The sequence below is a fragment of the Amycolatopsis sp. NBC_00345 genome, from assembly GCF_036116635.1.
Lineage (GTDB): Bacteria > Actinomycetota > Actinomycetes > Mycobacteriales > Pseudonocardiaceae > Amycolatopsis.
This window is the reverse complement of record NZ_CP107995.1, coordinates 2,710,430-2,734,358: the sequence shown is the minus strand read 5'-3', so window position 1 is coordinate 2,734,358 and position 23,929 is coordinate 2,710,430. Positions and strand designations below refer to the sequence as shown.

The window sequence follows — 23,929 nt, the reverse complement described above, 5'->3', positions numbered from 1 at the left end:
GTCTAGGGGCGCCAGGCGCCGGGCAGGTTCTGCGGATGGGTGCGGATCAGCTCGGCTTCGAGCACGGCCTGGCGCTGTTCGGCGGTTTCGGCGTCGGGCAGGCCGAGGCGTTCGGCGATCCGCTCCCAGGACCAGCCCTGGCGACGGGCCTCGGCGATGAACGCCGGTTCCGACTGGTCCACGACGCGGCGGGCGAGCACGACCTCGTGTCCCCAGGCTTCGAGCACGTCGTCGGGGTAGGCGTGGCCCAGGTTGGTCGCCGCGAGCAGGGCGCTGAGCTGGTCCGCCTCCGGCAGCTGCGGGGCCTGTTCGGCGAGCCACCGGTCGATGATCGGATTGCCGGTCATGTCAGGCCTCCCGGGTGAACTCGGCCCACCAGCGTTTCCCGTCGCGGATGCGGTCGAGGGAGGTGAGGGTGACGCCGTCGCGGGCGAAGGACTCGACTTCGGCGCGGTTGAGCGGCCAGGGCGGCCCGGCCCAGGAAGCCAGGTCGATGCTCTCCTCCGCCACCGCGCCGACGAGCGCGAGGCCGCCGGTGGCGACGAAGCCCGAGACCGACCCGATGGCGGTGCCGCGGACGTCCTTGGGCAGGGCCTGCACGGTGAGGATCTCGACGACGAGGTCGAAGGCGTGGCGCCATTCGGCGGGCGGGTCGAGCAGGTCCGCGGTGCGGTAGGCGACGCGGGTGTCCGGGAAGCGGCTGAGCACGGCCTTGATCGCGCTGGGCGAGACGTCGAACGCCTCGGTGTCGTAGCCGCTTTCGGCGAGCAGCTCGGCGTCGTCGCCCATGCCGCAGCCGACCACGAGTGCGCGCTTGCCGTCGCCGGGGTTGTCGCGCGCCCACGCGGCCAGCTCGGTGCACGGCTCTCCGCGGAACCACGGCACGACGGCGTCCCCGGTCTCCGCCGCGGCGTACAGCGGTTCGAACCATCCGGTGGGATCCCCGGCGGCCAGCGCGGTCCCGGCTCGTCGGCGGGCGTCTTCGTCGGGGTCGATTCGATCTGCGGCCATTCTTCTCTTATACCGGGGACGGCCGGCGGGCGCCTGGAGTTTGATGGGGCGTGTGGAGCGTCTGCCCGACACCAAAGCCGGCCTGCTGATCCGCACGGACTTCGCCGACCAGGACGGGTGGGACGCCGTGTACCGGGACGCGACCGTCGAGCAGCTGACCGCGCGGGCGCCGGAGTGGGCGCTGCTGGTCGTGCGGGTGAGGCCGGAGGGCAACGGGCGGCTCCGGGTGATCCCGGCGGAGCTGTGGTCGGTGGAGAACAACATCTCGCTGGGCAACATGGACTGGCAGGATTTCACCTCCGCTGCCGGTGCGGACGGGGTCTTCCGCGGGTTCGGCGGCTGAGGCACCTCGGGATCGTCGGGGTAGCGGGCGGTTCCGGGCGAACGCCTCCGCGTCGAACGGGTCGTACCCGCAGCCGTTCCCCCAGCCGCGGTGCGAGTAAGGCGCCCGCCACCCGCTCCGTCCGTACGCCGTCCGCCCGGACGCACCAGCTGGGTTACGTCCGGCGTTGTCTGTTTCCGGCCAGGTTTGCCCGCCGGGACTTGACATCGATGTCACACCCGGGTTTCGCTTGCCGCGCGCCGCCGCCGGTCTCCCTTGTGCGCGGGCGCGTGAAGATCGTCCCGACAAGCCTGGAGCAATGATGCCCCGAAGCGCCAGACCCGTTCACGCCGTGCTGGTCGCGGTGGTGGCGGCCGCCGGACTGGCCGCCCTGCCGGTGACCGCGGCCACCGCCGAAGCCGCGGCACCACCGGACTTCTCGTCGTCGTTCGAGGCGAACGACCCGCAGCCGACGTGGCAGGACACCGTTGACACCGATGCGGCGGGCAAGCCGCGCGCGTCCGGGGTGAACGGGGCGAACGGCACCGCGATCCCGGGTGACATCCGCGGCAAGGTGACCGAGGTGACCGCGAGCAGCGAGAACACCGACGGCGGTGAGGTCGCGGCCAACCTGGTCGACGGCACGACGGACACCAAGTGGCTGTCGTGGGACCCCACGGCGTGGGCGCAGGTGACGCTGTCGGAGCCGACGTCGATCACGCACTACGCGATCAGCTCGGCCAACGACTTCCCCGGCCGCGACCCCCAGGACTGGACGCTGCAGGGCTCGGACGACGCGAAGGCGTGGCTCGACCTGGACAAGCAGACCGGGCAGACGTTCGAGAACCGCCTCCAGCAGAAGGACTACAAGCTGGCCGCGGCGAGCAAGGCGTTCAAGTACTACCGCCTCGACGTCACCCGTGACCACGGGGACACCGCACTGCAGCTCTCGGAGCTGCTGCTGGCCAACGACGACCCGGCCCCGCCGCCGTTGCCGAACATGCGCAGCTTCGTCGACTCCGGCCCCACCAGCGGTTACACGAACAAGAACCGGGTGGGCTTCACCGGCCAGAAGGCGTTCCGCTACTCCGGCAGCCAGACCGTCGCCGGGCACGGCTGGTCGTACAACAAGGTCTTCGACGTGAACATCCCGGTGGTGCCCTCCACCGAGCTGTCGTACAAGGTGCAGCCGCAGTTCGTCACCGGCGACCTGAAGTACCCGAGCACGAACGTCGCGATCGACCTGGCCTTCACCGACGGCACGTACCTCAGCTCGCTGGGCGCGACGGACCAGTACGGGTTCCCGCTGTCGCCGCAGGGCCAGGGCGCGAGCAAGGTGCTCTACGCCAACCAGTGGAACCTGGTGCGCTCGGCGATCGGCACGGTCGCGCCGGGCAAGACGATCGCCCGGATCCTGGTGGGCTACGACAACCCGAACGGCCCGGGCATCTTCCAGGGCTGGCTGGACGACGTGAAGGTCTCGGCCACGCCGACGCCGCCGGCGAGCACCCGCCCGAGCGACAACGTGCTCACCACGCGCGGGACGCTCGCGAACAGCACGTTCTCGCGGGGCAACAACTTCCCGGCGACCGCCGTGCCGCACGGTTTCAACTTCTGGACGCCGGTGACGGACGCCGGGTCGGCCAGCTGGCTGTACAACTACCACTCGCAGAACAACACGGACAACCTGCCCGCGTTGCAGGCGTTCAGCGTGAGCCACGAGCCGAGCCCGTGGATGGGTGACCGGCAGAGCTTCCAGGTGATGCCGTCGGCGGCGGCAGGGGTGCCGGACGCGAACCGGGACGCGCGGGCGCTGGCGTTCAAGCACGACGACGAGGTCGCGCGGGCGCACTACTACGGCGTCACGTTCCAGAACGGGATCAAGACCGAGATCGCGCCGACCGACCACGCGGCGGTCATGCGGTTCTCCTTCCCGGGCAACGACTCCAGCCTGATCTTCGACAACGTCAACAACTCCGGCGGGCTCACCCTCGACCCGGCCACGGGCACCCTGAGCGGGTACACGGACGCGAAGAGCGGGCTGTCGGCGGGCGCGGGGCGGATGTTCGTCTACGCCACCTTCGACAAGCCGGTGACGGCCGGGGCGAAGCTGACCGGGCAGGGCCGGGACAACGTCACGGGTTACCTGCGGTTCAACGCGGGCGCGGACAAGACCGTGACGATGCGGATCGCGACCTCGCTGCTGAGCGTGGACCAGGCGAAGAAGAACCTGGCGATGGAGGCTGGGCCGGGTGTGTCGTTCGACTCCGCGCGCGACGCCGCGCAGCAGGCGTGGGACAAGCAGCTCGGCGTGATCGAGGTGCAGGGCGCGTCGAAGGACCAGCTGGAGACGCTGTACTCGAACCTCTACCGGCTGTTCCTCTACCCGAACGAGGGTTTCGAGAACACCGGTACCACCGACAAGCCGGTGTACAAGTACGCCAGTCCCGTGTCGCCGAAGGCGGGCGCGGACACCGCGACGCAGACGGGCTCGAAGGTCGTCGATGGCCAGACCTACGTGAACAACGGGTTCTGGGACACCTATCGCACGACCTGGCCGGCGTACTCGCTGCTCTCGCCGGACATGGCCGGGAAGATGGTCGACGGTTTCGTGCAGCAGTACCGCGACGCCGGGTGGATCGCCCGCTGGTCCTCCCCCGGTTACGCGGACCTGATGACGGGCACGAGCTCCGACGTCGCGTTCGCCGACGCCTACCTCAAGGGCGTGACGAACTTCGACGTCAAGTCGGCCTATGACGCGGCGCTGAAGAACGCCACCGTGACGCCGCCGAACTCGGCGGTCGGGCGCAAGGGGCTGGACCAGTCGATCTTCCTCGGCTACACGCCGAACTCGACCGGTGAGGGCTTCTCGTGGGCGATGGAGGGCTACGTCAACGACTTCGGCATCGCGAACCTGTCGAAGAAGATGTACGACCAGGCCCCGGCGAGTGACCCGCGGAAGCCGGAGTACCTGGAGAACTACCAGTACTTCACCAGCCGCGCGCAGCAGTACGTGAACCTGTTCGACCCGAGTGTCGGGTTCTTCCAGGGCAAGGACGCGAGCGGGAAGTTCACCAAGTCCAAGGCCGACTACGACCCGCGCGTGTGGGGTGGCGACTACACCGAGACCGACGGCTGGAACATGGCCTTCACGGTGCCGCAGGACGGTCAGGGCCTGGCGGACCTCTACGGCGGCAAGGACAAGCTGGCTGACAAGCTGGACCAGTTCTTCGCCGACCAGGAGACCGCGGACTTCCCCGGCACCTACGGTGGCGCGATCCACGAGATGCGGGAGGCGCGGGACGTGCGGATGGGCCAGTACGGCCACTCCAACCAGCCCTCGCACCACCTGCTCTACATGTACGACTACGCGGGTCAGCCGTCGAAGACGCAGGCCAAGGTGCGTGAGGCGCTCTCGCGGCTCTACACCGGCAGCGAGCTGGGCCAGGGTTACGCGGGCGACGAGGACAACGGCGAGATGTCCGCGTGGTACGTGTTCGGCGCGCTGGGCTTCTACCCGTTGCAGATGGGCAGCCCGAACTACGCGATCGGGTCGCCGCTGTTCACCAAGGCGACCGTGCACCTGCCCGGTGGCGATCTGGTGATCAACGCGCCGAAGAACAACGCGAAGAACGTCTACGTGCAGGGCCTGAAGGTCAACGGCAAGGCCTACACCTCGACGACGGTGGCGCAGGACCTGCTGGCCCACGGCGGCACGCTGGACTTCGACATGGGCCCGAACCCGTCGCAGTGGGGCACCGGCCCGAACGACGCGCCGAAGTCGATCACCACGGGCAACGCTCCCCCGACGCCGCTGCACGACGAGACCGGGCCGGGCAGGGGCACGTTGTCCACTTCGGACGGTTCTGACGCCACGGCGTTGGTGGACAACACTTCGGGCACCGAGGCGAAGGTGACGGGTGCGGTGCAGTACCAGCTGAACTCGACGGACGAGGCGGTCACGCATTACACGCTGACCTCGCCGAAGGGCGCGGGTGACCCGAAGAGCTGGGTGCTGAAGGGCTCGTACGACGGGAAGACGTGGGCGGTCGCCGACCAGCAGACCGGCCAGGCGTTCCCGTGGCGGCAGCAGACCCGCGCGTTCGCGGTGAAGAACCCGGCGCACTACGCCTACTACCGGCTGGAGGTCACCGCGACCACCGGTCCGGCGGCGTCGCTGGCCGAGTTCGAGCTGCTGGGCCGGCCGGACGCGTCGTGCACGAAGACGCTGACGGGGGTGCAGAAGGGCCCGCTGACGGTGTCGAGCGGCACGGTGTGCCTCAACGGCGCGACGGTGTCCGGCCCGGTCACGGTGTCGGGCGGCGCTTCGCTGGTGGTCCGCGGCGGCTCGATCTCGGGCCCGCTGGCGGCGACCGGCGCGGCGCAGGTGGTGCTGAACCGCACGAAGGTGGCGGGCCCGGTGGCGATCACGGGCACGACGGGTTCGGTGTCGATCGAGCTGACCGACATCGGCGGCCCGGCGACGCTGGTGGGCAACCACGGCACGGTGCTGGCCAGCAGCACCGTGGGCGGCCCGCTGGCCTGCACGGGCAACACCCCGGCGCCGACGGACAACACCCTCGCGAACACGGTCCGCGGCCCGTCCGCGGGTCAGTGCGCGAAGCCGTAGCCGGCCTCGGCAGACAAGACGGTGGCCCCTTCCCGGTCCGGGAGGGGGCCACCGTCTTGTCCGGGCCTGCTTGTCCGGGCCGGGAAATCCGGTGGCTCGCGCCCGGGCGGGCGTGGCAGCGTCGGGCGGATGGGATCCGAGATCGACTACCGGTGGCGGGCCGAGCTGGCGGACGCCGAGCTGGCGGAGCTGACCGTCTCGCACGGGGGACGGCCCGAGGCCGGTTGGTGGGACCGGGTGCGCGGGCACAGCCTCGGCTGGACGAGCGCCCACCGTGACGGCCGGCTGGTGGGCTTCGCGAACGTCGCGTGGGACGGGGGTGACCACGCGTTCCTGCTCGACCCGAAGGTCCGGCCCGAATACCAGCGCCGCGGGATCGCGACCGAGCTGGTGCGCCGCGCCGCGGACGGGGCCCGCGCCGCCGGGTGCGAGTGGCTGCACGTGGACTTCGAACCGCACCTGCGCCCGTTCTACTTCGGCGCGTGCGGCTTCCGCCCGACCGACGCCGGGCTGCTCCGGCTGCCCTGAAGGCCACCATGAGGGACGTAGATGCCCTCATGGTGGCCTTCAGGGCAGCCGAGACTCGGCTACATCGCAGCGGCCGCAAACGCCACGCGGAAGACGATCACCGGGTGCCCGGGCACCCGAGCCACTACCGTGAGTGCGTGACGAGCACCGGGTTCTTCTCCTCCTTCGAAACCGGTGAACCACAGCCGGTCACCACGAGCCTGCGGGTGGGCCGCGGGCCGGACCGGTCGCCGACCGCGAAGACCGGTGTCGGGTTCACCGGGCTGCGCGCGCTGCGGTACGGCCGCGCCGGCCGCATCGTGCTGTTCGAAATGGACCTGCCGGTCACCGCCCACAGTGCACTGTCCTACGTGGTCTTCCCGGTCGGCGAGCGGCCGGTGCCGTCCTACCGGGCCACGTTCGTCGCGCTGGACGTCGAGTTCGACGACGGCACCACGGCCGGGATCTCGGCGGCCGGGCAGGGCCGGGGCAAGACGCTGCTGGTCGACCAGTGGAACCTGGTCCGCCACCCGCTCGGGCAGTTCGCCGGCCGCCGGGTCCGGCGGATCGTGCTGGTCACCGAGCCGCCCGGTGGCGAGGCCGTCGACGGCTGGCTCGACGATGTCCGGGTCGCCGAGCACCACACCCCCGCCAAGGACCCGGTCGACCACGTCCGCACCACCCGCGGCAGCCACTCCAGCAACGAGTTCTCCCGCGGCAACACCTTCCCGGCCACCGCCGTGCCGCACGGGTTCAACTTCTGGACCCCGGTCACCGACGCCCGCGCGCTGAACTGGATCTACTCCTACCACCGGCACAACGACGCGCGGAACTCGCCGCGGCTGCAGGCGTTCGCGCTCAGCCACCAGCCGAGCCCGTGGATGGGCGACCGGCACACCTTCCAGCTGATGCCCGGCACCGGCCCGGTCGAGCCGAACCCCGAGCGGCGCGCGCTGGCGTTCTCCCACGACGACGAGACCGACCGGCCGCACCACTACGGCGTCCGCTTCGCCGGCGGGGTCACGGCCGACCTCGCGCCCTCCGAGCACGCCGCGATCTTCCGGTTCACCTTCCCCGAGGGCCGTGGCTGGGTGCTGTTCGACAACGCCCGTAACCGCGGCGGCCTGCGCGTCCATCCGGATAGTGGCGTTGTCACCGGCCACACCTGGGTGCGCAGCCGGCTCTCCACCGGGGCGCGGCGGATGTTCGTCTACGCCCAGGCCGACACCCCGGCCGGCGGCGGCGGCCGCGTCCGCCGTCCACTGTGGCGGACCGTCACCGGGCAGCTGAGCTTCGACGCGCCCGAGGTGACCGTGCGGATCGCGACCTCACTGATCAGCCTCGCGCAGGCGAAACGCAACCTGGAGCTGGAGATCCCGGCCGGCACCACCTTCGAACAGGTCCGCGACCGTGCCCGCGAGCGCTGGCAGGAGCTGCTCGGCCGGGTCGAGCTGGACGGCGCCACCGAGGACCAGCTGACCACGTTCTACTCCAGCCTCTACCGGCTGTTCCTCTACCCGAACACCGCCCACGAGAACACCCCCGACGGCATCCGGCACGCCAGCCCGGTGCTGCGCGGCCGCCGCCCGAGCACCCGCCGCCGCACCGGCGCCCGGATCGTCGACGGCGAGCTGTACGTCAACAACGGCTTCTGGGACACCTATCGCACCACCTGGCCCGCGTACGCGCTGCTCGCGCCCGAGCGCTGCGGCCGCATGATCGACGGCTTCGTGCAGCAGTACCGCGAAGGCGGCTGGATCGCCCGCTGGTCATCCCCCGGTTACGCCGACCTGATGACCGGCACCAGCTCCGACGTCGCCTTCGCCGACGCCTATCTCAAGGGCGTCCGCACTTTCGACGTCGAATCCGCTTACGACGCGGCGTTGAAGAACGCCACCGTCGCCCCGCCCCGCGCCGGCGTCGGCCGCAAGGGACTCCACCGCTCACCGTTCCTCGGCTACACCCCGACCTCGGTGCGCGAAGGACTGTCCTGGGCGCTGGAGGGCTGTCTCAACGACTTCGGCCTCGCCAACCTGTCCGACGCCCTCGCCCGGGAAAGCGAAGGCGACCGCGCCCGCCGCTTCGCCGACAACGCCGCCTACCTGCGCCAACGGGCCCAGCACTACGTCAACCACTTCGACCCGCGCATCGGCTTCTTCCAGGGCCGCACCCTCGACGGCGGCCGCCACTTCCCGGCCGAGGGCTACGACCCGCAGGCCTGGGGCGGCGACTTCGTCGAGACCAACGCCTGGAACACCGCCTTCTCCGTGCCCCACGACGGTCCCGGCCTCGCCGCCCTCCACGGCGGGCCCGCCGGGCTCGAAGCGAAGCTCGACGAGTTCTTCCGCACCCCGGAGACGGGCCGCAAGCCCGGCTCGTACGGCGGCCTCATCCACGAGATGACCGAGGCCCGCGACGTCCGGATGGGCCAGTACGGCCACTCCAACCAGCCGTCGCACCACATCCCGTTCATCTACGGCTTCGCCGGCGCGCCCGCGAAACTGCAGCGCACCGTCCGCGAAGTCCTGCGCCGGCTCTACCTCGGCAGCGAGCTCGGCCAGGGTTATCCGGGGGACGAGGACAACGGCGAGATGTCCGCCTGGTATGTCTTCACCGCACTCGGCCTCTACCCGCTGGCCGTCGGCACCCCGCGGTACGCGCTCTGCACACCCCTGTTCCGGACCGCGACCCTGCACCTGGAGAACGGGAAGGACCTGGTCATCCGAGCACCAAGCGCCACCGCCACGACGGACACCCCGTACGTGCACGGCCTCACCATCGACGGCGCCCCGCACTCCTCGCCCACGGTCGCGCACGCCGTGCTCGCGGGCGGCGCCGTGCTCGAGTTCGACGTCCGCGCCGAGCCCGGCACCTGGGGCGCGGAACCCGTCACGGCGGTCCCGCCCGCCCCGTTGACCGATCTGCGCGGCACCGTCCACAGCCCGGACGGCCCCGCGACCGCGCTCATCGACGACACCAGCCGCACCGAGGACACCTTCGCCACCCGTACCCCGGTTGTCGAGTTCCTCGTGGACGGTCCGCCCCGCGAGGTCACGATGTACACGCTCACCTCCGGCGCCCGCGGCGGCGACCCGACCGGCTGGGTCCTCGAAGGCTCCGCCGACGGACGGCGCTGGACCGTGCTCGACGAACGCGCCGGCGAGCTGTTCCGCTGGCGCCGCCAGACCCGCCCGTTCACCCTCGCCACCCCCGCGGCCTTCGCGCGCTACCGCCTGCGCGTCACCGGTTCGACCCGCCGCCGCGTCACCCTCGCCCAGTGGGAGCTGCTCGCCCGATGATCGCCGACCTCCGCAACGCCGCCCTGGACCGGCTGGCGGCCGCCGACCCCGGCTTCATCCGGCTGCGGCTGGCCGGCTCCGCCGTGCTCGGCATCATCATCGCGATCCTCGCGCTGCAGCCCCTGCACTACCCGCTCACCACCAGCCTGGTCGCCGCCATCGCCGCGATGATGAGCGCCTTCACCGTCAACGACCCGACCAGCGGCGGCCAGGCCGTCACGCTCTGCCTCGCCGCCGTCGTCGGCGCCTGCTCCATCACCCTCGCCAGCCTCGGCGCCGCCTACCCGCCGCTCGACAGCATCATCTTCGTGCTGCTGATCTTCATCGCCGTCTACGTCCAGCGTTTCGGTCCCCGCGGCACCGCGCTGGGCTCGATGATGTTCTTCCTGTTCTTCTTCCCCATGTTCCTGCAGGCCCACTTCAAGCAGGTTCCGCAGCTGCTCATCGCGATGCTGATCGGCGTGGCCGCGAACGCGCTGGTCCGCTTCGTCCTGTTGCGCCGCAACGCCGAGAGCGAGTTCATCCGCATCCGCCGCGCGTTCCGCGCCCGCGTCGCCGCCGCCATCCGCGCCACCGAGGCCTACATCACCGCCGCCGGCGGCGACCGCGCCGACCGTCAGATCCGCACGGCGCTCGCCCGTCTGCACGAGTCGGTGCTGCTGATCGAGGACAACGCGCCCGACGTCGTCGACGAGCGCAAGGCCGACCAGCTCCGCCGCCGCGCCATCGAAGTCGAGCTCGCCGTCCAGTGGCTCACCATCACCGTGCAGCGCACCTGCTCCGAGAGCCTCCAGACCGGCGTCGCCGAGGATCTTCTCGGGCGCCTGGCGAAGTTCCGCTCGCTGATGGAACGCGACCCGCGTGAGCTGCCCCTGATCAGCGAGACCGGCGAATACAGCCGCATGCTGGTGGAAGGCAGCCGGATCGACCGGAACGCCAAGCCCGGGGACGGGGTCCGCCGCGCCATCGCCGAGCTCGCCGTGGCCGACGACCGCGCCCAGCGCGTCGCCGCCAACGGGCGGGGCGTGGACTTCTCCCTCGACGAAACCGAAGCCGACGAGCCCGAGCCCACCCGCGCGTTCGCCTACGACAACCAGACCCGCAGCGCGATCCAGGCCGTCGTCGGCGGCGGGCTCGCCGTCCTCGCCGGCCAGCTCATCTCCCACCAGCGCTGGTATTGGGCCGTGCTCACCGTTTTCGTCGTGTTCATCGGCACCTCCAGCGCCGGCGCGCGCTTCGTCAAAGGCGTCCGCCGCACCGGCGGCACCCTGATCGGCATCGTCGGCGGTGTGGTGCTCGCCCTGCTCGTCAGCGGCGACACCATCGCGATCCTCGCGCTGATCCTGGTCTGTGTGTTCGGCATGGTCTACATGTCCCGCGTCTCGCAGTTCCTGATGGCGTTTTTCGTCACCAGCATGCTCGGCCTGCTCTACAGCCTGCTCGGCACGTTCAGCATCGAGGTGCTCTGGATCCGGGTCGCCGAGACCGCCGTCGGCGCTGCCTCCGGCCTGCTGGCCGCCCTGGTGATCGTCCCCGTCCGCACCCGCTCGGTGATGCTCGACGACATCGCCATCGTGCTCGACGAACTGCACGAGTTCCTCGAGTCCGCCGAACGCCTGCTGTCGGGCCGGGACAACGTCAACATCATCGAGATGTCCCGCGACCTCGACCGCGCCGTCGAGCAGGTCCGCAAGACCATCGAGCCCCTCACCCACCCGATCAACCTCCGCAGCGCCCGCCGCGACTACGGCTGGCACGTGCTCACCACGCTCGAAGGCATCGCCTTCCGCGCCCGCCACGTCGCCGCCCGCGCCCAGCCCGGCCAGCTCGACGGGCCGGTCGCCGAACGCCTCGACCAGTTCACCGGCCGCATCCTCGCCAACGTCGACGTCATCGGCGAAGCCGTCCGCCACCCGAACACGACCCCGTCGAAGAAGCTCGTCCGCGACGACGGCACCCCGGTGGCCGACCGCATCGACGACGCCGAAACCCGCGCCGTGCTCTCCAGCCTCAGCCACCTCGACGAGGGCCTGATCGCCCTCGGCCGTGTCTTCGCCGTCGATGCGGTGCACCCGTCGCTGTCGTAGCGACGCCCGGTCAGCCGTACATCGCCACGCGGTAGAGAGCCGCCAGCGCGGCGTCGATGGGATGGGGCTGCGGCTGGCCGGAGGAGTCGAGCCGGTTCCACCGCTGCAGGTTCACCGCGACGGACAGCTGGCGCTTGCCGTCGGCCCGGGTCATGGCCAGTGCTCCGGCACCCCAGACCGTGCCGCCATGGCCCCAGAAGGTGCGCTGGCCGGGAGCCGCCATCGGGTGCAGGCCGAGGCCGTAGTCGATGATCTTTCCCTCTTGGGAGACGACCGGGACGGTGCGTTGCATTTGTGCCAGCGACGACGGGCTGACGATCTCGCCGGCCAGCAGCAGGCGGAAGAAGCGGTTGAGGTCCGCGACGGTCGAGATCAGCGAGGCCGCCGGCCCCACCCACGACATGTCGTAGACGCTGTAGTCGCGCGGCGGCTCGATCATGCCGAACCACGCCTCGTAGATCCGCGAGTGCGGCCCGTTGACGGATGGCCCGGTGGGCAGCTCGGTGTTCCGGAGCCCGGCGCGTTCGATGACGTTGCGGGTGATGCAGTGCTCGGCCGTAGTGCCGGTGACCTGTTCCAGGAGTTCGCCGAGGAGCAGGTAGTTGGTGTTGGAGTACAGCCCCGGAGTGCCGCCCGGGGCGCCGGCGGCCGGTGCGGTGACCCCCATTTCGATCAGTTCGGTGGGGTGAAACCGCGTGAACCGGTGGTCGTCCAGGCTCTGGGGCCCGGTGTCCGCGAGGGCGGGGAAAGCCTTGAGGGACGGGTAGGCGTAGGGGAGGTACTCGGCGAGGCCGCTGGTGTGGTTGATCAGCATCCGGACCGTGATCGCGTCGCCGCGTTCGCCGGGGACCAGCTTCGGCAGGTAGTGGCCGATCGGTGTGTCGAGCCCGATCTGACCGCTCTCGACCTGCTGCAGCACCGCGGCGGCGGTGAAGGTCTTGGTGATGCTGCCGACCCGGTGCCGCAGGCCGGCGGTGACAGGGCTGCCGGTGGCGACATCGGCGACTCCGGCGGCGCCGCGCCAGACCTGGTCGCCTTCACACACTTCGGCGAACAAGCCTGGCATCCCGGCACGGTGGACGTTTTCCAGGGCGGCGTTCAGGTCGGCGGGATCCAGCGGATTCTTCACGACAGGCGTCCTCTCGTATTCCCCAGTGGGTGCTCCACGCACCGGTGGCCCGCTTGCTGCCGGGCCCCTCGGATCCCATTATGCACGCGGTGCGTGCAACACCAAGTGCACAAGTTAGGATGGGTCCCGGCGAGAGGGGCGAGATGACAGGCCGAAAGCGCTGGTCGACCGAGGCGATCCTGGACGCGGCGGCGGAGTTGCTGCGCACGGGCGACACCGAGTCGTTCAGCGTGCGCAAGCTCGCCGCGGTGCTCGGGACCGATTCCTCCAGCCTCTACCGGCACTTCCGCAGCAAGACCGAACTGCTGCGCGCGGTCGCCGACCGGATCCTCCTGACCGCCATGGACGGCCACCACCCCGAGGGCGACTGGAAGCAGCGCATCACGGCCCTGGCCCTGCGTTTGAGAGAGGCCTTCGGCCAGCAGCCTCAGCTCGCCGCGGTCTGGGGACGCTACGCGTCGAGCGGCGCTGGTTCCCGGCTGGTCATGGAAGAGGCACTGCAGGCTCTGCGCGCGTCGGGGCTGCCCGACGAGGAGATCCCGGCGCGCTACCACCGGATCGCGGTCCTCATCGCCGCGTTGATCGCCTCCGAGGCCGGGGTCAGCACCGTCACGCCCGAAGAGCACGAACAGGGCATGGAGCTGTTCCGCGTCGCGGTCCTCGGCGCCGACCCTGAACGCTTCCCGGCCCTGGCCCACTTCGCCCGCGACGTCCGTCCTCTCGGGGTGGACCGCCGCGCCGCGTTCGAAGAGATCCTCGCCGCGCAGCTCGACCAGATCGAGGCCGCGGTCCGCCCGGGGTGATCACGTGGCGGGGAAAGGATTGGACGGAGCGATGGCCGGGCTTGTAGGTTGCGGTCGACCGTGACGCCGCCTGAGGAGGTGAGACCCATGAACGCTGGATCGATGTGGGTGCTCCCCGTCCCGTCACGGCCGGGCGATTGACGTAGGTGTCGCCGGGAGCGCCTCGACCACAAGGCACTCCCGAAAGGCAGCACCCATGGACTCTTCACCGCCCCTCATGTTCGACGTGATCATCGCCGGCTGCGGGCCGGCTGGTGCGATGCTGGCCGCCGAGCTGCGGCTGCACGATGTGCGGGTACTCGTTCTGGAGCAGGAAACCGAGCCCGTTTCGTTCGTCCGCATAGTCGGTCTGCATATTCGCAGTCTTGAGCTGATGGCGATGCGCGGACTGCTGGATCGCATTGTCCAGCAGGGAAGAAAGCGTCCGGCCGGCGGTTTCTTCGCCGCCATTCCCCAACCCGCGCCGAAGGACCTGGATTCCGCGCACGCCTATCTGCTGGGCATTCCGCAGCCGGTCATCGTTCGCCTCCTCGAAGACCATGCGATCGAACTGGGTGCGCAGGTCCGGCGTGGTTGCGCGGTCGCCGGTTTCGAGCAGGACGGCGAGGGGGTGACCGTCGAGCTGGCCGGCGGGGAACAGCTGCGTTCGCGCTACCTCGTCGGCTGTGACGGCGAGCGCAGCACGGTGCGGAAACTGCTCGGCGTCGGCTTCCCCGGCGAGCCCGCACGGACCGAGACCCTGATGGGCGAGATAGAAGTGGGCGTGCCGCCGGAAGAGATCGCCGCCAAGGTGACCGAAATCCGCGAGACCCATCAGCGATTCTGGCTCCGGCCCTTCGGCGAAAGGGTTTACAGCGTCGTCGTCCCCGCCACGGGAGTCAGCGACCGCGCGGAACCGCCCACCCTCGAGGATTTCAAACAACAGCTGCGCACCATCGCCGGAACCGATTTCGGCGTGCACTCCCCGCGCTGGCTGTCCCGCTTCGGGGACGCCACCCGGCTGGCCGAACGTTATCGGGCCGGACGGGTGCTGCTGGCCGGCGACGCGGCCCACATCCATCCGCCCACCGGCGGGCAGGGCCTCAACCTGGGCGTTCAGGACGCGTTCAACCTCGGCTGGAAACTGGCCGCGCAGGTCCGCGGCTGGGCGCCGGAAACACTGCTGGACACCTACCAGTCCGAACGTCATCCGGTCGCCGAGGCCGTGCTGGACAACACCCGCGCCCAGATGGAGCTGTCGTCCACCGAACCGGGCCCGCGGGCCGTGCGCAGGCTGCTCACGGAACTGATGGACTTCAACGAGGTGAACCGCTACCTGACCGAGAAGATCACCGCGATCGATATCCGCTACGACTTCGGCGCGGGCCCCGACCTGCTCGGCCGCCGCCTGCGCGACATCGACCTGAAACAGGGCCGCCTCTACGATCTGCTGCATCGCGGCCGCGGCCTGCTACTGGACCGCACCGAACGCCTGACCGCCGGCGGCTGGTCAGACCGGGTCGACCACCTCGCGGATCCCACTGCGGCACTGGATGTTCCGTGCGTCCTGCTCCGCCCCGACGGCCACGTCGCCTGGATCGGCGACGATCAGCCGGACCTCGACGACCACCTCGCCCGCTGGTTCGGCGAACCCGCTGACTGACGGCCGCCGAAGTACCGCAGTCCGTTCAGGCCAAGAAGAAGAGGTAACCGGAGAGAGTAAAACCGCACGGCAGAAAGGACGTCCGACGCGACGAGGTAGGGCACGATGCGGTCGAAGACCTCTCCCGGCGTGATGACGAGCAACGCCGCTCCCGCCAGCGACAACACCACGTACGCCGGAAGCCACACGCGGATCGTGCGGCCATGCCCCACGACGTCCGGGCCGGCGCGCAGCGGCAGCGAGGAAACCCTCCGAGAGAATGCCCAGCACATCCCTTCGTACCAAGTCGTACTGGCCACAGGGGTGTTCAGCGGCGGCCGTCCGCGGGGGCTTCCGGCCGGCGCCCGGCCGGGGTGGGGCGGGCGCGCAGGTGGGCGCGCTCACCTTGGTGGCCGAAGAGGGTCAGGACTTCGACGGGGTGTTCGTCGGCGTTGCCGAACCAGTGCGGGGTGCGGGTGTCGAATTCGGCGGCCTCGCCCGGTCCCATGGTGAAGTCGTTGTCGCCCAGGACCAGGCGCAGGCGCCCGTCGAGGACGTAGAGCCATTCGTAGCCCTCGTGGCTGGACTGTTCGGGCTGGGGCGGCCGGGTCCGCGGGGAGATGATCAGTTTGTAGGCCTGGAGGTTCCCGGCGCGCCTGGTCAGCGGCAGGAGCGTCATGCCGTTGCGGGTGACGGGTTTGAGGTGCAGCCGCGGGTCTCCGGTGTGGGGTGCGCCGATCAGCTCGTCGATGGCCACGTGCAGCTCCCGGGCGAGCGGCAGCAGCAGCTCGAGGGTGGGGCGACGCTGTCCTGATTCCAGGCGCGAGAGCGTGCTGAGGGAAATGCCGGTCGTCTCGGCGAGCTGGGTCAGCGTGATGGTGCGACGGGTGCGCAGGGCCCTCAATCGGGGACCGACTGCCGCCATGGTCGCTGCTGTGCCCTCGTCCATGCCTCGATCTTGCCACCGCGGCAAGGATGTTTGCCACATCGGCGCGCTGCCCTGATCTTGGTCGCAGGAGCCCCGCCGGAGGGGCCCTCCAGGACAGGAGAACAACGGATGACCAGAGGCAGCACGTCCACCGCACCCGTGGACGGACCCGGCGGACCAGCAGGTGAGCAGGCGGCCCGCCCGATGGTGGCCGTGCCGCGCGGCTCGGTGACGGTAGCGGTCGTGATCTTGGTGCTGACGCAGCTGATGCTGGTCGTCGACACCTCGATCGTGAACGTGGCGCTGCCCGGCATCGGCCGCGAGCTGGGCTTTTCCAGCGCGAGCCTGTCGTGGATCGTGACCGCGTACGCGCTGTCCTTCGGCGGGCTGATCCTGCTGAGCGGGAAGGTCGGCTCACTGATCGGCCCGCGGCGGGCGCTCCTGATCGGAGTGTCGGTCTTCATCGTCGCCTCGGTCGCGGGAGGGCTGGCCTCGACGGCGGCGGTCCTGGTGGCCGCGCGCGCCGTGCAGGGTGTCGGTGCGGCGCTGGCCGCGCCGAGCGTGATGGTGCTGCTGATCGGCGTCACCACACCCGGACCGCAGCGGAGCCGCGCCCTGTCGATGTTCGTGCTGGCGATCGGCAGCGGCGCGGCGGTCGGCCTGCTGGCCGGTGGCGTGCTGACCCAGACGCTGGGCTGGGAGTGGGTGATGTTCGTCAACGCGCCCATCGGCATCCTGGTCCTGGCCGGCGCGCTGCGCCGCCTGCCCGAGCTGCCACGCCGACGCACCTCGCTGGACATCACCGGTGCCGCGGCCTCGACCCTGGCGATGGCGGCCCTGGTCTTCGCCTTCACCTCCGCCGCCGAGCGCGGCTGGTCCAGTCCCGTCGTCCTCGGGGCGTTCGCCGTGGCCGCCCTGTCCGGGATCACCCTCGTCCTGGTCGAGCGCCGGCACCCGCACCCGGTGATGCCACTGGCGTTCTTCGCCTCGATGCGCAGCGCCGGACCGCTGCTGTCCATGCTGGTCATTCCGGCGGGCCAGGTCAGCTTCCTGTTCTTCACCACGCTGCTGACCCAGCAGGTGCTCGGCTTCACGCCCATCCAGACCGGACTGGCCCTGGTCCCCTTCACCCTCGGGCTGATCATCACCAACCAGCTCACCCCCCGGCTGCTGCCACGGCTGGGGGAACGGGTCATCGGCGTCGCCGGGCTGACCGGGCTCGTACTGGGCATCGCCTGGATGTCGCTCGTGGCCGCCGAAGCCGGCCCGGACACCTCGATCGTCACGGTGCTGCTGCCCTCGGTCCTGCTCGGCCTGGGCGCCGGCGCCACCTTCGCCCCGGTCACCGCGGTCATCATGCACCAGGCGCCCGCCGAACACCTCGGCGCGGCCGCGAGCCTCAACCAGGGCCTGCAACAGCTCGGCGGCGGTATGGGCCTGGCCATCCTGACCAGCGTGCTCACCGGCACCGGCAGCCTGGAGAACGGCCTGTCCACGACCTTCCTCGTCGCAGCCGCCTTCCCCCTGACCGCCCTGATCCTCTTCGGCACCTGGGCGCGCCGCATCCCCGCCTGATCACGAACCCCGTCTCCCGCTGAACAGAAAGAAGCACCACCATGAACAAGGACCTCGCCCACCAGACCGCACTGGTCACCGGAGCCACCGCCGGAATCGGCCGCGCCAGCGCACTGGCACTGGCCGAACGCGGCGCCCACGTCATCGTCCACGGCCGCGACCGTGGACGGGCCGCCGACACCGTCAGGCGCATCGAAGCGCTGCACGGCTCCGCCCGGTTCGAACTCGCCGACCTCTCCGACCCCGCCGAGGTGACCGCCCTGGCCGAACGCGCCGGAGACATCGACATCCTCGTCAACAACGCGGGCATCTTCCACTTCGCCCGCACCGCCGACACCGACCAGGCGACCTTCGACGCGCACATCGACATCAACCTGCGCGCCCCCTACCTCCTGGTCCAAGCCCTGGCACCCGCCATGGTCCACCGTGGACACGGCGCCATCATCAACATCAGCAGTGGCGCCGCCACCACACCGGGCCTGGGCACCGGCGTCTACGGCGCCACCAAAGCCGCCCTGGAATCCCTCACCCGGGTCTGGGCCGCGGAATTCGGCCCGGCCGGCGTCCGCGTCAACGCCGTCGCGGCCGGCCCCACCCGCACCGAAGGCACCGCCGCCTTCGGCGACGCCTTCGAATTCGCGGGAAAGGCCGTCGCACTCCAACGCCTCGCGGGCGCCGAGGAAATCGCCGGAGCCGTCACCTTCCTCGCCTCCCCGGCCGCCAGCTACGTCAACGGCACCACCCTCAGCGCCATAGGCGGAATGCCCGCCCTCGGTTAACGGCCGCCTTATCGGAAAGCAGATAAGGAAAAGATAAGAACCCCCGCTTACGTAATCCGAATTACCCCCTCACTAGCCTCCCCCGACGGATCATGATCTTCGAGGAGGCGCTTTGCACAAGCCGCGAATTCGGTGGATGATCGCCGCGTCCTGCGTGGCGGCACTCGCCATCGCCGGGACCGCGACGGCCGGTACCGCGCCCGGCCGGGTCGCCCTGGCCGGCACCAGCCGAACGTACGACTTCATCGACCACGGCGCGGTACCCGCCGGCACCCCGGTGTCCGAGAGCATCTACCTCGCCGTCAAAGACCCGGCCGCGCTGGCCGCCCAGGCGAAAGCGATGTCGGATCCACACAGCCCCGGCTACGGCCGGTTCCTCAGCCGGGACCGGATCCGCGAACTCCACCAGCTCGATCCCGCCCAGGTCGGCCACGTCCGCGACTGGCTGACCTCAGCGGGCCTGAACGTGTCGCGGCCCGACTGGCGGCAGCTGCGGGTGACCGGCACGTTCGCTCAGCTCAACGCCGCCTTCGCGGTGACCTTCCACGACTACACCTTCCCTCCCGAGACCCACATCCAAGGCCACTACCTCATCCCGAGCACCGAGCTGAGCGTGCCGGCCGGCCTCGGCCCCCTGGTCCTCGGCGTCGGGCAGGACACCATCCTCATCAGGGACGCCAAAGCCAAGACCGCGGCCACGCAACGCGCCGTGCGCACCCCGCACATCGACGCCGGCCAGGCCGCAACCTGTTCGAAGTATTGGGGCGAACTGCCCGCGAAGGGACTGCCACAAGCGAACGGCGCGACGCCACCGCTGGCCCCGTGCGGATACACACCCCAGCAACTGCGCCGCGCCTACGGACTCGACCGCCTCAACCTCACCGGCGCCGGCCAAACCGTCGCCGTGCTGTCCGGACCGATGAACACCCTCGAACAGGACATCAACACCTGGTCGAAACACGTCGGCACCCAACCGCTCCGCCCCGGGCAGCTCACCGCCGTACCGACGCCGGACGGCTCACCCGACGAAGACCCCCGCGACGGTGGCGCGATCGAGGCCACGATCGACGCCGAGGCCGTACACGGCCTCGCCCCCGACGCGAACATCGTCGCGATCGGGGAATCCACCGCGCAGGGCACCAACCTCCTCGACAGCCTGACCTACGTCCTCGACCGCACGAACGCCAGCATCGTTTCGGCGTCACTGGGCTTCGATCCCGTGCCAGGCATGCGAAAGGCCTACGACCAGGTGTTCCAGGAAGGCGCACTGCAAGGCGTCGGATTCTACTTCTGCTCCGGCGACGGCGGCTTCAAGATCACCGACGACGGCCGCGGCGACTGGCTGAACCCCGCCGCCAACAGCCCCTGGGAAACCTCGGTCGGCGGCACCTCGCTCGCGATCGGGCCGGACGGCAAGCGGTCCTGGGAAACCGGCTGGGGCGACGCGACCAGCGCGCTGTCCCCGGACGGCGCCTCCTGGCAAGCGATGCAGAGCGACGGGGGCACCGGCGGCGGCCGGGCCGGCGACCGGCCGGAGCCGTGGTACCAGCACGGCGTCGTCCCGGACCAGCTCGCCACCGGCCCGGACGGCAGCCACAACCGGGTCGGCCCCGACGTCGCCATGGACGCGGACCCCGTGACCGGCCTCCTGGTCGGCGGCACCGCGCTCGGCGGCTCACCGACCACCGACCCCGGCACCTGGTTGTACACCGAGCACAAATACGGCGGGACCAGCCTCTCCACCCCGTTGTTCGCCGGAGTGCAAGCGCTCGCCCAGCAAGCGAGGGGCGGCAAACCCTTCGGCTTCGCCAACCCGATCATGTACCAGCGAGCCAACTCCCCCGCGTTCCGCGACGTCACGACCTACCGGCGGCCGGACGGAAACGTCCCGACCACCGTCTCCTACCGGCCGGACGACAAGGGAAACAACACACCGACCCTCTACAGCATCCTCGCCAGCCAGCTGGCCGACGGAACACCCGACGGGATCGTCCCCCCGGAAGTCGGCCCCGGGTTCGACACCGAAACCGGCCTCGGCACCCCGACCACGGCCTACCTGCGGTCCTTCATCGGCAGCTGAGACCAGCGCCCCGCGCCGCCATCCGACCCGGCGACGCGGGGCGCGGCACCGCACACCACGTGCCCCACCGGAGAGTGACTGGACGCACCCGAACAGCCGCGGCCGGGGAGGCTAGCATCCAGGTACTAGCCAAAGTCGTCTCAAGCTGGAGAACCCGCTATGACCCAAGCCCCTGTCAACGTCACCGTCACCGGTGCAGCCGGCCAGATCGGCTACGCGCTGCTGTTCCGCATCGCGTCCGGTCAGCTCCTCGGCCCGGACACCCCGGTGAAGCTGCGGCTCCTCGAGATCCCGCAGGCGGTCAAGGCGGCTGAGGGCACCGCGATGGAGCTCGACGACGGCGCGTTCGGCCTCCTGGCCGGCATCGACATCTTCGACGACCCCAAGCAGGCCTTCTCCGGCGCCAACATCGCGCTGCTCGTCGGCGCCCGCCCCCGCAGCAAGGGCATGGAGCGCGGCGACCTCCTCGAGGCCAACGGCGGCATCTTCAAGCCACAGGGCGAAGCCATCAACGCCGGCGCGGCCGACGACATCCGCGTCCTCGTCGTGGGCAACCCGGCCAACACCAACGCCCTCATCGCCCAGGCCCACGCCCCCGACGTGCCGGCCGACCGCTTCACCGCGATGACCCGCCTCGACCACAACCGCGCCCTCGCGCAGCTGTCGAAGCGCCTCGGCGTGCCCGTCACCGACCTCAAGAAGGTCGCCATCTGGGGCAACCACTCCGCCACCCAGTACCCGTCGATCGCGCACGCCGAGGTCGCCGGCAAGAGCGCCGTCGAGGCCGTCAACGACCAGGCCTGGCTCGCCGACACCTTCATCCCCACCGTCGCCAAGCGCGGCGCGGCGATCATCGAGGCCCGCGGCCTGTCCTCGGCCGCGTCCGCCGCGTCGGCCGCCATCGACCACGTCCACACCTGGGTCACCGGCACCCCCGAGGGCGACTGGACCTCCGCGGGCGTCGTCTCCGACGGCTCCTACGGCGTCCCGGAAGGCCTCATCTCGTCCTTCCCGGTCACCGCCAAGGGCGGCAAGTACGAGATCGTCCAGGGCCTGGAGATCGACGAGTTCTCCCGCACCCGCATCGACGCCTCCGTCGCGGAGCTCGCCGAAGAGCGCGACGCGGTGAAGAAGCTCGGCCTGATCTGAGCCTGATCCCGACCCGGCGAAGGCCGCCCGGAACCATTCCGGGCGGCCTTCGCCGTCGCTAGGGTCGGCGGATGCCCCGACTGATCCACCTCAACGGCCCGTCCGGCATCGGGAAGTCCACTGTGGCCCGGCTCTACGCCGACCGGCACCCGGGCGCCCTCGACCTCGACACCGACCAGCTGCTCCCGCTGATCGGCGGCTGGCGCACCGGCTTCTGGGCCACGCTTCCCGTCGGCCGCCGCCTCGCCGTGGCCATGGCGGAGACCCACCTGCGCGCCGGCCACGACGTCGTCCTGCCCCAGCTGGCCACCGCGCTGGACGAGGTCGAAGGCTTCGAGGCCGCCGCCCGCGCCAGCGGCGCCGAGTACCGCGAAATCGTGCTCACCGCACCGAAACAGCACGCCTTCGACCGCTACTCCACCCGCGCGTCCACCGTGGACTCCAGCCCGCACCACCAGATCGACGACATCCTGGCCGAGAACGGCGGACTCCGGCTACTGGACCGGATCCACGACCACGTCGCCGGGTATCTCGCGCTCCGGCCCGAGTGCACAGTGCTGGACACCGAAGGACTTGATCCCGAGCAGACCTATGCCGCGGTGATCCTCGCTTTTTCTTAGCTGGTTTTGAAGGTGACTTCGCTGCTTACTGCGGCGATTTTCCCTCATCGGCCCGCCGTATAGGGCGTTATACACTTTATCAGCTCATGCGGCCGGAAGGTGCTCCTCGGCGAAGGCCATGGCATCCGTGACCGCCTTGTCCGCAGCAGGAAGGTGGCCGGCGAGGAGATGCCACACGTGGCCCATCAGGGGCGCGATGTCCAGCCGGGTGGGTACGGCGTCCTCCGCCAGCTTGGCCGCCAGTCTGACGGCGTCGCTGAGCATCACCTCGTGGCCGCCGACCTGGATCAGCACCGGGGGCAGTCCGCGGGTGTCGGCGAAGACCGGTGAGGCCAGCGGACTGTCCTGCGGGGCGCCGCCGAGGACGAGCTCCGCCGCGCGGCGGAGCCCCGCACGGTTGACGGACGGGTCGATGCCGTCGAGTGTGCGCATCGTGGCCCCGGTGTGTTCGAGGTTCGCCCAGGGGGAAATGGCGATCGAGGCGGCCGGCATCGGCAGTCCCTGGTCTCGGGCGGCAACCAGGGCGCTGACCGCCATCGCGCCACCGGCGGAGTCGCCGGCGACCACGACGTTCTCCGGCGCAGCGCCGTGATCCAGCAGCCAGCGGTAGGCCGTGACGGCGTCTTCGACAGCGGCGGGAAAGACCGCTTCGGGCGCCAGCCGGTAGTCCGGCACCAGAACGCGGGCGCGCAGGCGGCGGGCGAGAGTGCCGGCCAAACCGCGGTAGCCCTGCGGGTCGCCCACGAGGTAGGCACCACCGTGCAGGTAGACCAGGTGCCGTCCGGCGACGGCGTCCGCGGGGGTCGCCCACTCGACGGCCACCCCGCCTGCGTCCACCGGCTCGAAGGTCACCCCGTCCGGCGCTGGGAAGCGGTCCTGGAAGAACTTCCGGTAGGCCAGCCGGACGTCCTCCAGCGTGTCACTCCCCTCCCCCACGGCCGCGTCGAAGGCACCGCCGCTGCGGTTCGCCCATTCCTGGTAGAAAGCCGGGACATCGATCGAGACCACGAACGGGTCCTCCTCATCGCAGGTGCACAGCGGCCGCTTTCCGGCCGCACCGCGAGCCTCAGGCCTTCACATTCATGTGAAGGTCAAGCGCGTGTGTTCAGGGCTACACCGGGTCCTCGGCCAGCACCCGGACCAGATGCTTGCCCCGCACGCCGCCCGCTTCCAAGGCTCGATGGGCACCGACGATGTCGGAGAACGGGTGGACCGTGTCGACGACCGGGCGGATCGCGCCCTCCTCGACGTACCGGGTGAGGTCGTCGAACAAGGGACGGCGCGGATTGCCGCCGAAGAACCGCATCCGCTTCGAGCCGTACACAGTGGACGCCGCGATGACGGCCAGCGACCGCACCGGGTGGCCGGTGTCGAACGCGACCGTCACTA

18 protein-coding genes are annotated in these 23,929 nt (G+C 70.5%); 12 read left to right on the top strand and 6 right to left on the bottom strand.

Annotated features, from left to right (window positions below):
- Nucleotides 1-2: 2 nt before the first annotated feature.
- A complete protein-coding gene (locus OG943_RS12160) occupies nt 3-347 on the bottom strand; it encodes a hypothetical protein (protein WP_328609843.1) in 345 nt (114 codons plus the stop codon).
- 1 nt (nt 348) lies between these two features.
- A complete protein-coding gene (locus OG943_RS12155) occupies nt 349-1,011 on the bottom strand; it encodes a class I SAM-dependent methyltransferase (protein WP_328609842.1) in 663 nt (220 codons plus the stop codon).
- Nucleotides 1,012-1,063: 52 nt separating this feature from the next.
- Here OG943_RS12155 and OG943_RS12150 point away from each other — a divergent pair, with 52 nt between their 5' ends.
- From OG943_RS12150 to OG943_RS12130, 5 genes are all read left to right on the top strand, one after another.
- Nucleotides 1,064-1,354, top strand: a complete 291-nt coding sequence (locus OG943_RS12150; protein WP_328609841.1) for a DUF6924 domain-containing protein — start codon at nt 1,064-1,066, stop codon at nt 1,352-1,354.
- A 301-nt stretch (nt 1,355-1,655) separates the two neighbouring features.
- Nucleotides 1,656-5,963 carry a GH92 family glycosyl hydrolase gene (locus OG943_RS12145; protein WP_328609840.1) on the top strand — a complete coding sequence of 1,436 codons (4,308 nt, stop codon included), beginning with the start codon at nt 1,656-1,658 and terminating at the stop codon, nt 5,961-5,963.
- A 129-nt stretch (nt 5,964-6,092) separates the two neighbouring features.
- The gene (locus OG943_RS12140; protein WP_328609839.1) at nt 6,093-6,491 is read left to right on the top strand and encodes a GNAT family N-acetyltransferase; all 399 of its coding nucleotides are present in this window, start codon (nt 6,093-6,095) and stop codon (nt 6,489-6,491) included.
- Between the two features lie 137 nt (nt 6,492-6,628).
- Entirely contained in the window at nt 6,629-9,769 is a 3,141-nt protein-coding gene (locus tag OG943_RS12135; RefSeq protein WP_328609838.1) for a GH92 family glycosyl hydrolase, read from the top strand.
- Nucleotides 9,766-11,856, top strand: coding sequence for an FUSC family protein (locus tag OG943_RS12130; RefSeq protein ID WP_328609837.1), 2,091 nt, complete (start codon nt 9,766-9,768; stop codon nt 11,854-11,856). The genes OG943_RS12135 and OG943_RS12130 overlap by 4 nt, the downstream gene beginning before the upstream one ends.
- Before the next feature lie 10 nt (nt 11,857-11,866).
- Here OG943_RS12130 and OG943_RS12125 read toward each other — a convergent pair whose 3' ends face one another.
- Nucleotides 11,867-12,985, bottom strand: coding sequence for a serine hydrolase domain-containing protein (locus OG943_RS12125; RefSeq protein ID WP_328609836.1), 1,119 nt, complete (start codon nt 12,983-12,985; stop codon nt 11,867-11,869).
- A 143-nt stretch (nt 12,986-13,128) separates the two neighbouring features.
- Here OG943_RS12125 and OG943_RS12120 point away from each other — a divergent pair, with 143 nt between their 5' ends.
- Nucleotides 13,129-13,788 carry a TetR/AcrR family transcriptional regulator gene (locus OG943_RS12120; RefSeq protein WP_328609835.1) on the top strand — a complete coding sequence of 220 codons (660 nt, stop codon included), beginning with the start codon at nt 13,129-13,131 and terminating at the stop codon, nt 13,786-13,788.
- 217 nt (nt 13,789-14,005) lie between these two features.
- A complete protein-coding gene (rox, locus tag OG943_RS12115) occupies nt 14,006-15,430 on the top strand; it encodes a rifampin monooxygenase (protein ID WP_328609834.1) in 1,425 nt (474 codons plus the stop codon).
- 307 nt (nt 15,431-15,737) lie between these two features.
- Here rox and OG943_RS12110 read toward each other — a convergent pair whose 3' ends face one another.
- Nucleotides 15,738-16,358: a helix-turn-helix domain-containing protein gene (locus OG943_RS12110; RefSeq protein WP_328609833.1), complete on the bottom strand. Its 621-nt coding sequence runs from the start codon at nt 16,356-16,358 to the stop codon at nt 15,738-15,740.
- 108 nt (nt 16,359-16,466) lie between these two features.
- On the opposite strand from OG943_RS12110, the gene OG943_RS12105 reads away from it, so the two are divergent.
- From OG943_RS12105 to OG943_RS12085, 5 genes are all read left to right on the top strand, one after another.
- Nucleotides 16,467-17,912 carry an MFS transporter gene (locus OG943_RS12105; RefSeq protein WP_328609832.1) on the top strand — a complete coding sequence of 482 codons (1,446 nt, stop codon included), beginning with the start codon at nt 16,467-16,469 and terminating at the stop codon, nt 17,910-17,912.
- A gap of 41 nt (nt 17,913-17,953) precedes the next feature.
- A complete protein-coding gene (locus OG943_RS12100) occupies nt 17,954-18,691 on the top strand; it encodes an SDR family NAD(P)-dependent oxidoreductase (RefSeq protein WP_328609831.1) in 738 nt (245 codons plus the stop codon).
- A gap of 136 nt (nt 18,692-18,827) precedes the next feature.
- Nucleotides 18,828-20,771: a S53 family peptidase gene (locus OG943_RS12095; RefSeq protein ID WP_328609830.1), complete on the top strand. Its 1,944-nt coding sequence runs from the start codon at nt 18,828-18,830 to the stop codon at nt 20,769-20,771.
- A 159-nt stretch (nt 20,772-20,930) separates the two neighbouring features.
- Nucleotides 20,931-21,920 carry a malate dehydrogenase gene (locus OG943_RS12090; RefSeq protein ID WP_328609829.1) on the top strand — a complete coding sequence of 330 codons (990 nt, stop codon included), beginning with the start codon at nt 20,931-20,933 and terminating at the stop codon, nt 21,918-21,920.
- A 71-nt stretch (nt 21,921-21,991) separates the two neighbouring features.
- Nucleotides 21,992-22,540 carry an AAA family ATPase gene (locus tag OG943_RS12085; RefSeq protein WP_328609828.1) on the top strand — a complete coding sequence of 183 codons (549 nt, stop codon included), beginning with the start codon at nt 21,992-21,994 and terminating at the stop codon, nt 22,538-22,540.
- A gap of 84 nt (nt 22,541-22,624) precedes the next feature.
- Here the strand turns inward: OG943_RS12085 and OG943_RS12080 are convergent, their stop codons facing one another.
- Nucleotides 22,625-23,548: an alpha/beta hydrolase gene (locus OG943_RS12080; RefSeq protein WP_328609827.1), complete on the bottom strand. Its 924-nt coding sequence runs from the start codon at nt 23,546-23,548 to the stop codon at nt 22,625-22,627.
- Nucleotides 23,549-23,651: 103 nt separating this feature from the next.
- Entirely contained in the window at nt 23,652-23,927 is a 276-nt protein-coding gene (locus OG943_RS12075; RefSeq protein ID WP_328609826.1) for a zinc-binding dehydrogenase, read from the bottom strand.
- Between the last annotated feature and the right edge of the window lie 2 nt (nt 23,928-23,929).

Excerpts from the sequence above, each read along its gene's own strand:
- OG943_RS12160 (WP_328609843.1), bottom strand. The coding sequence starts at position 347 with ATGACCGGCAATCCGATCATCGACCGGTGGCTCGCCGAACAGGCCCCG.
- OG943_RS12155 (WP_328609842.1), bottom strand. The coding sequence starts at position 1,011 with ATGGCCGCAGATCGAATCGACCCCGACGAAGACGCCCGCCGACGAGCC.
- OG943_RS12145 (WP_328609840.1), top strand. The coding sequence starts at position 1,656 with ATGCCCCGAAGCGCCAGACCCGTTCACGCCGTGCTGGTCGCGGTGGTG.
- OG943_RS12140 (WP_328609839.1), top strand. The coding sequence starts at position 6,093 with ATGGGATCCGAGATCGACTACCGGTGGCGGGCCGAGCTGGCGGACGCC.
- OG943_RS12130 (WP_328609837.1), top strand. The coding sequence starts at position 9,766 with ATGATCGCCGACCTCCGCAACGCCGCCCTGGACCGGCTGGCGGCCGCC.
- OG943_RS12120 (WP_328609835.1), top strand. The coding sequence starts at position 13,129 with ATGACAGGCCGAAAGCGCTGGTCGACCGAGGCGATCCTGGACGCGGCG.
- rox (WP_328609834.1), top strand. The coding sequence starts at position 14,006 with ATGTTCGACGTGATCATCGCCGGCTGCGGGCCGGCTGGTGCGATGCTG.
- OG943_RS12110 (WP_328609833.1), bottom strand. The coding sequence starts at position 16,358 with ATGGACGAGGGCACAGCAGCGACCATGGCGGCAGTCGGTCCCCGATTG.
- OG943_RS12105 (WP_328609832.1), top strand. The coding sequence starts at position 16,467 with ATGACCAGAGGCAGCACGTCCACCGCACCCGTGGACGGACCCGGCGGA.
- OG943_RS12100 (WP_328609831.1), top strand. The coding sequence starts at position 17,954 with ATGAACAAGGACCTCGCCCACCAGACCGCACTGGTCACCGGAGCCACC.
- OG943_RS12095 (WP_328609830.1), top strand. The coding sequence starts at position 18,828 with ATGATCGCCGCGTCCTGCGTGGCGGCACTCGCCATCGCCGGGACCGCG.
- OG943_RS12090 (WP_328609829.1), top strand. The coding sequence starts at position 20,931 with ATGACCCAAGCCCCTGTCAACGTCACCGTCACCGGTGCAGCCGGCCAG.
- OG943_RS12085 (WP_328609828.1), top strand. The coding sequence starts at position 21,992 with ATGCCCCGACTGATCCACCTCAACGGCCCGTCCGGCATCGGGAAGTCC.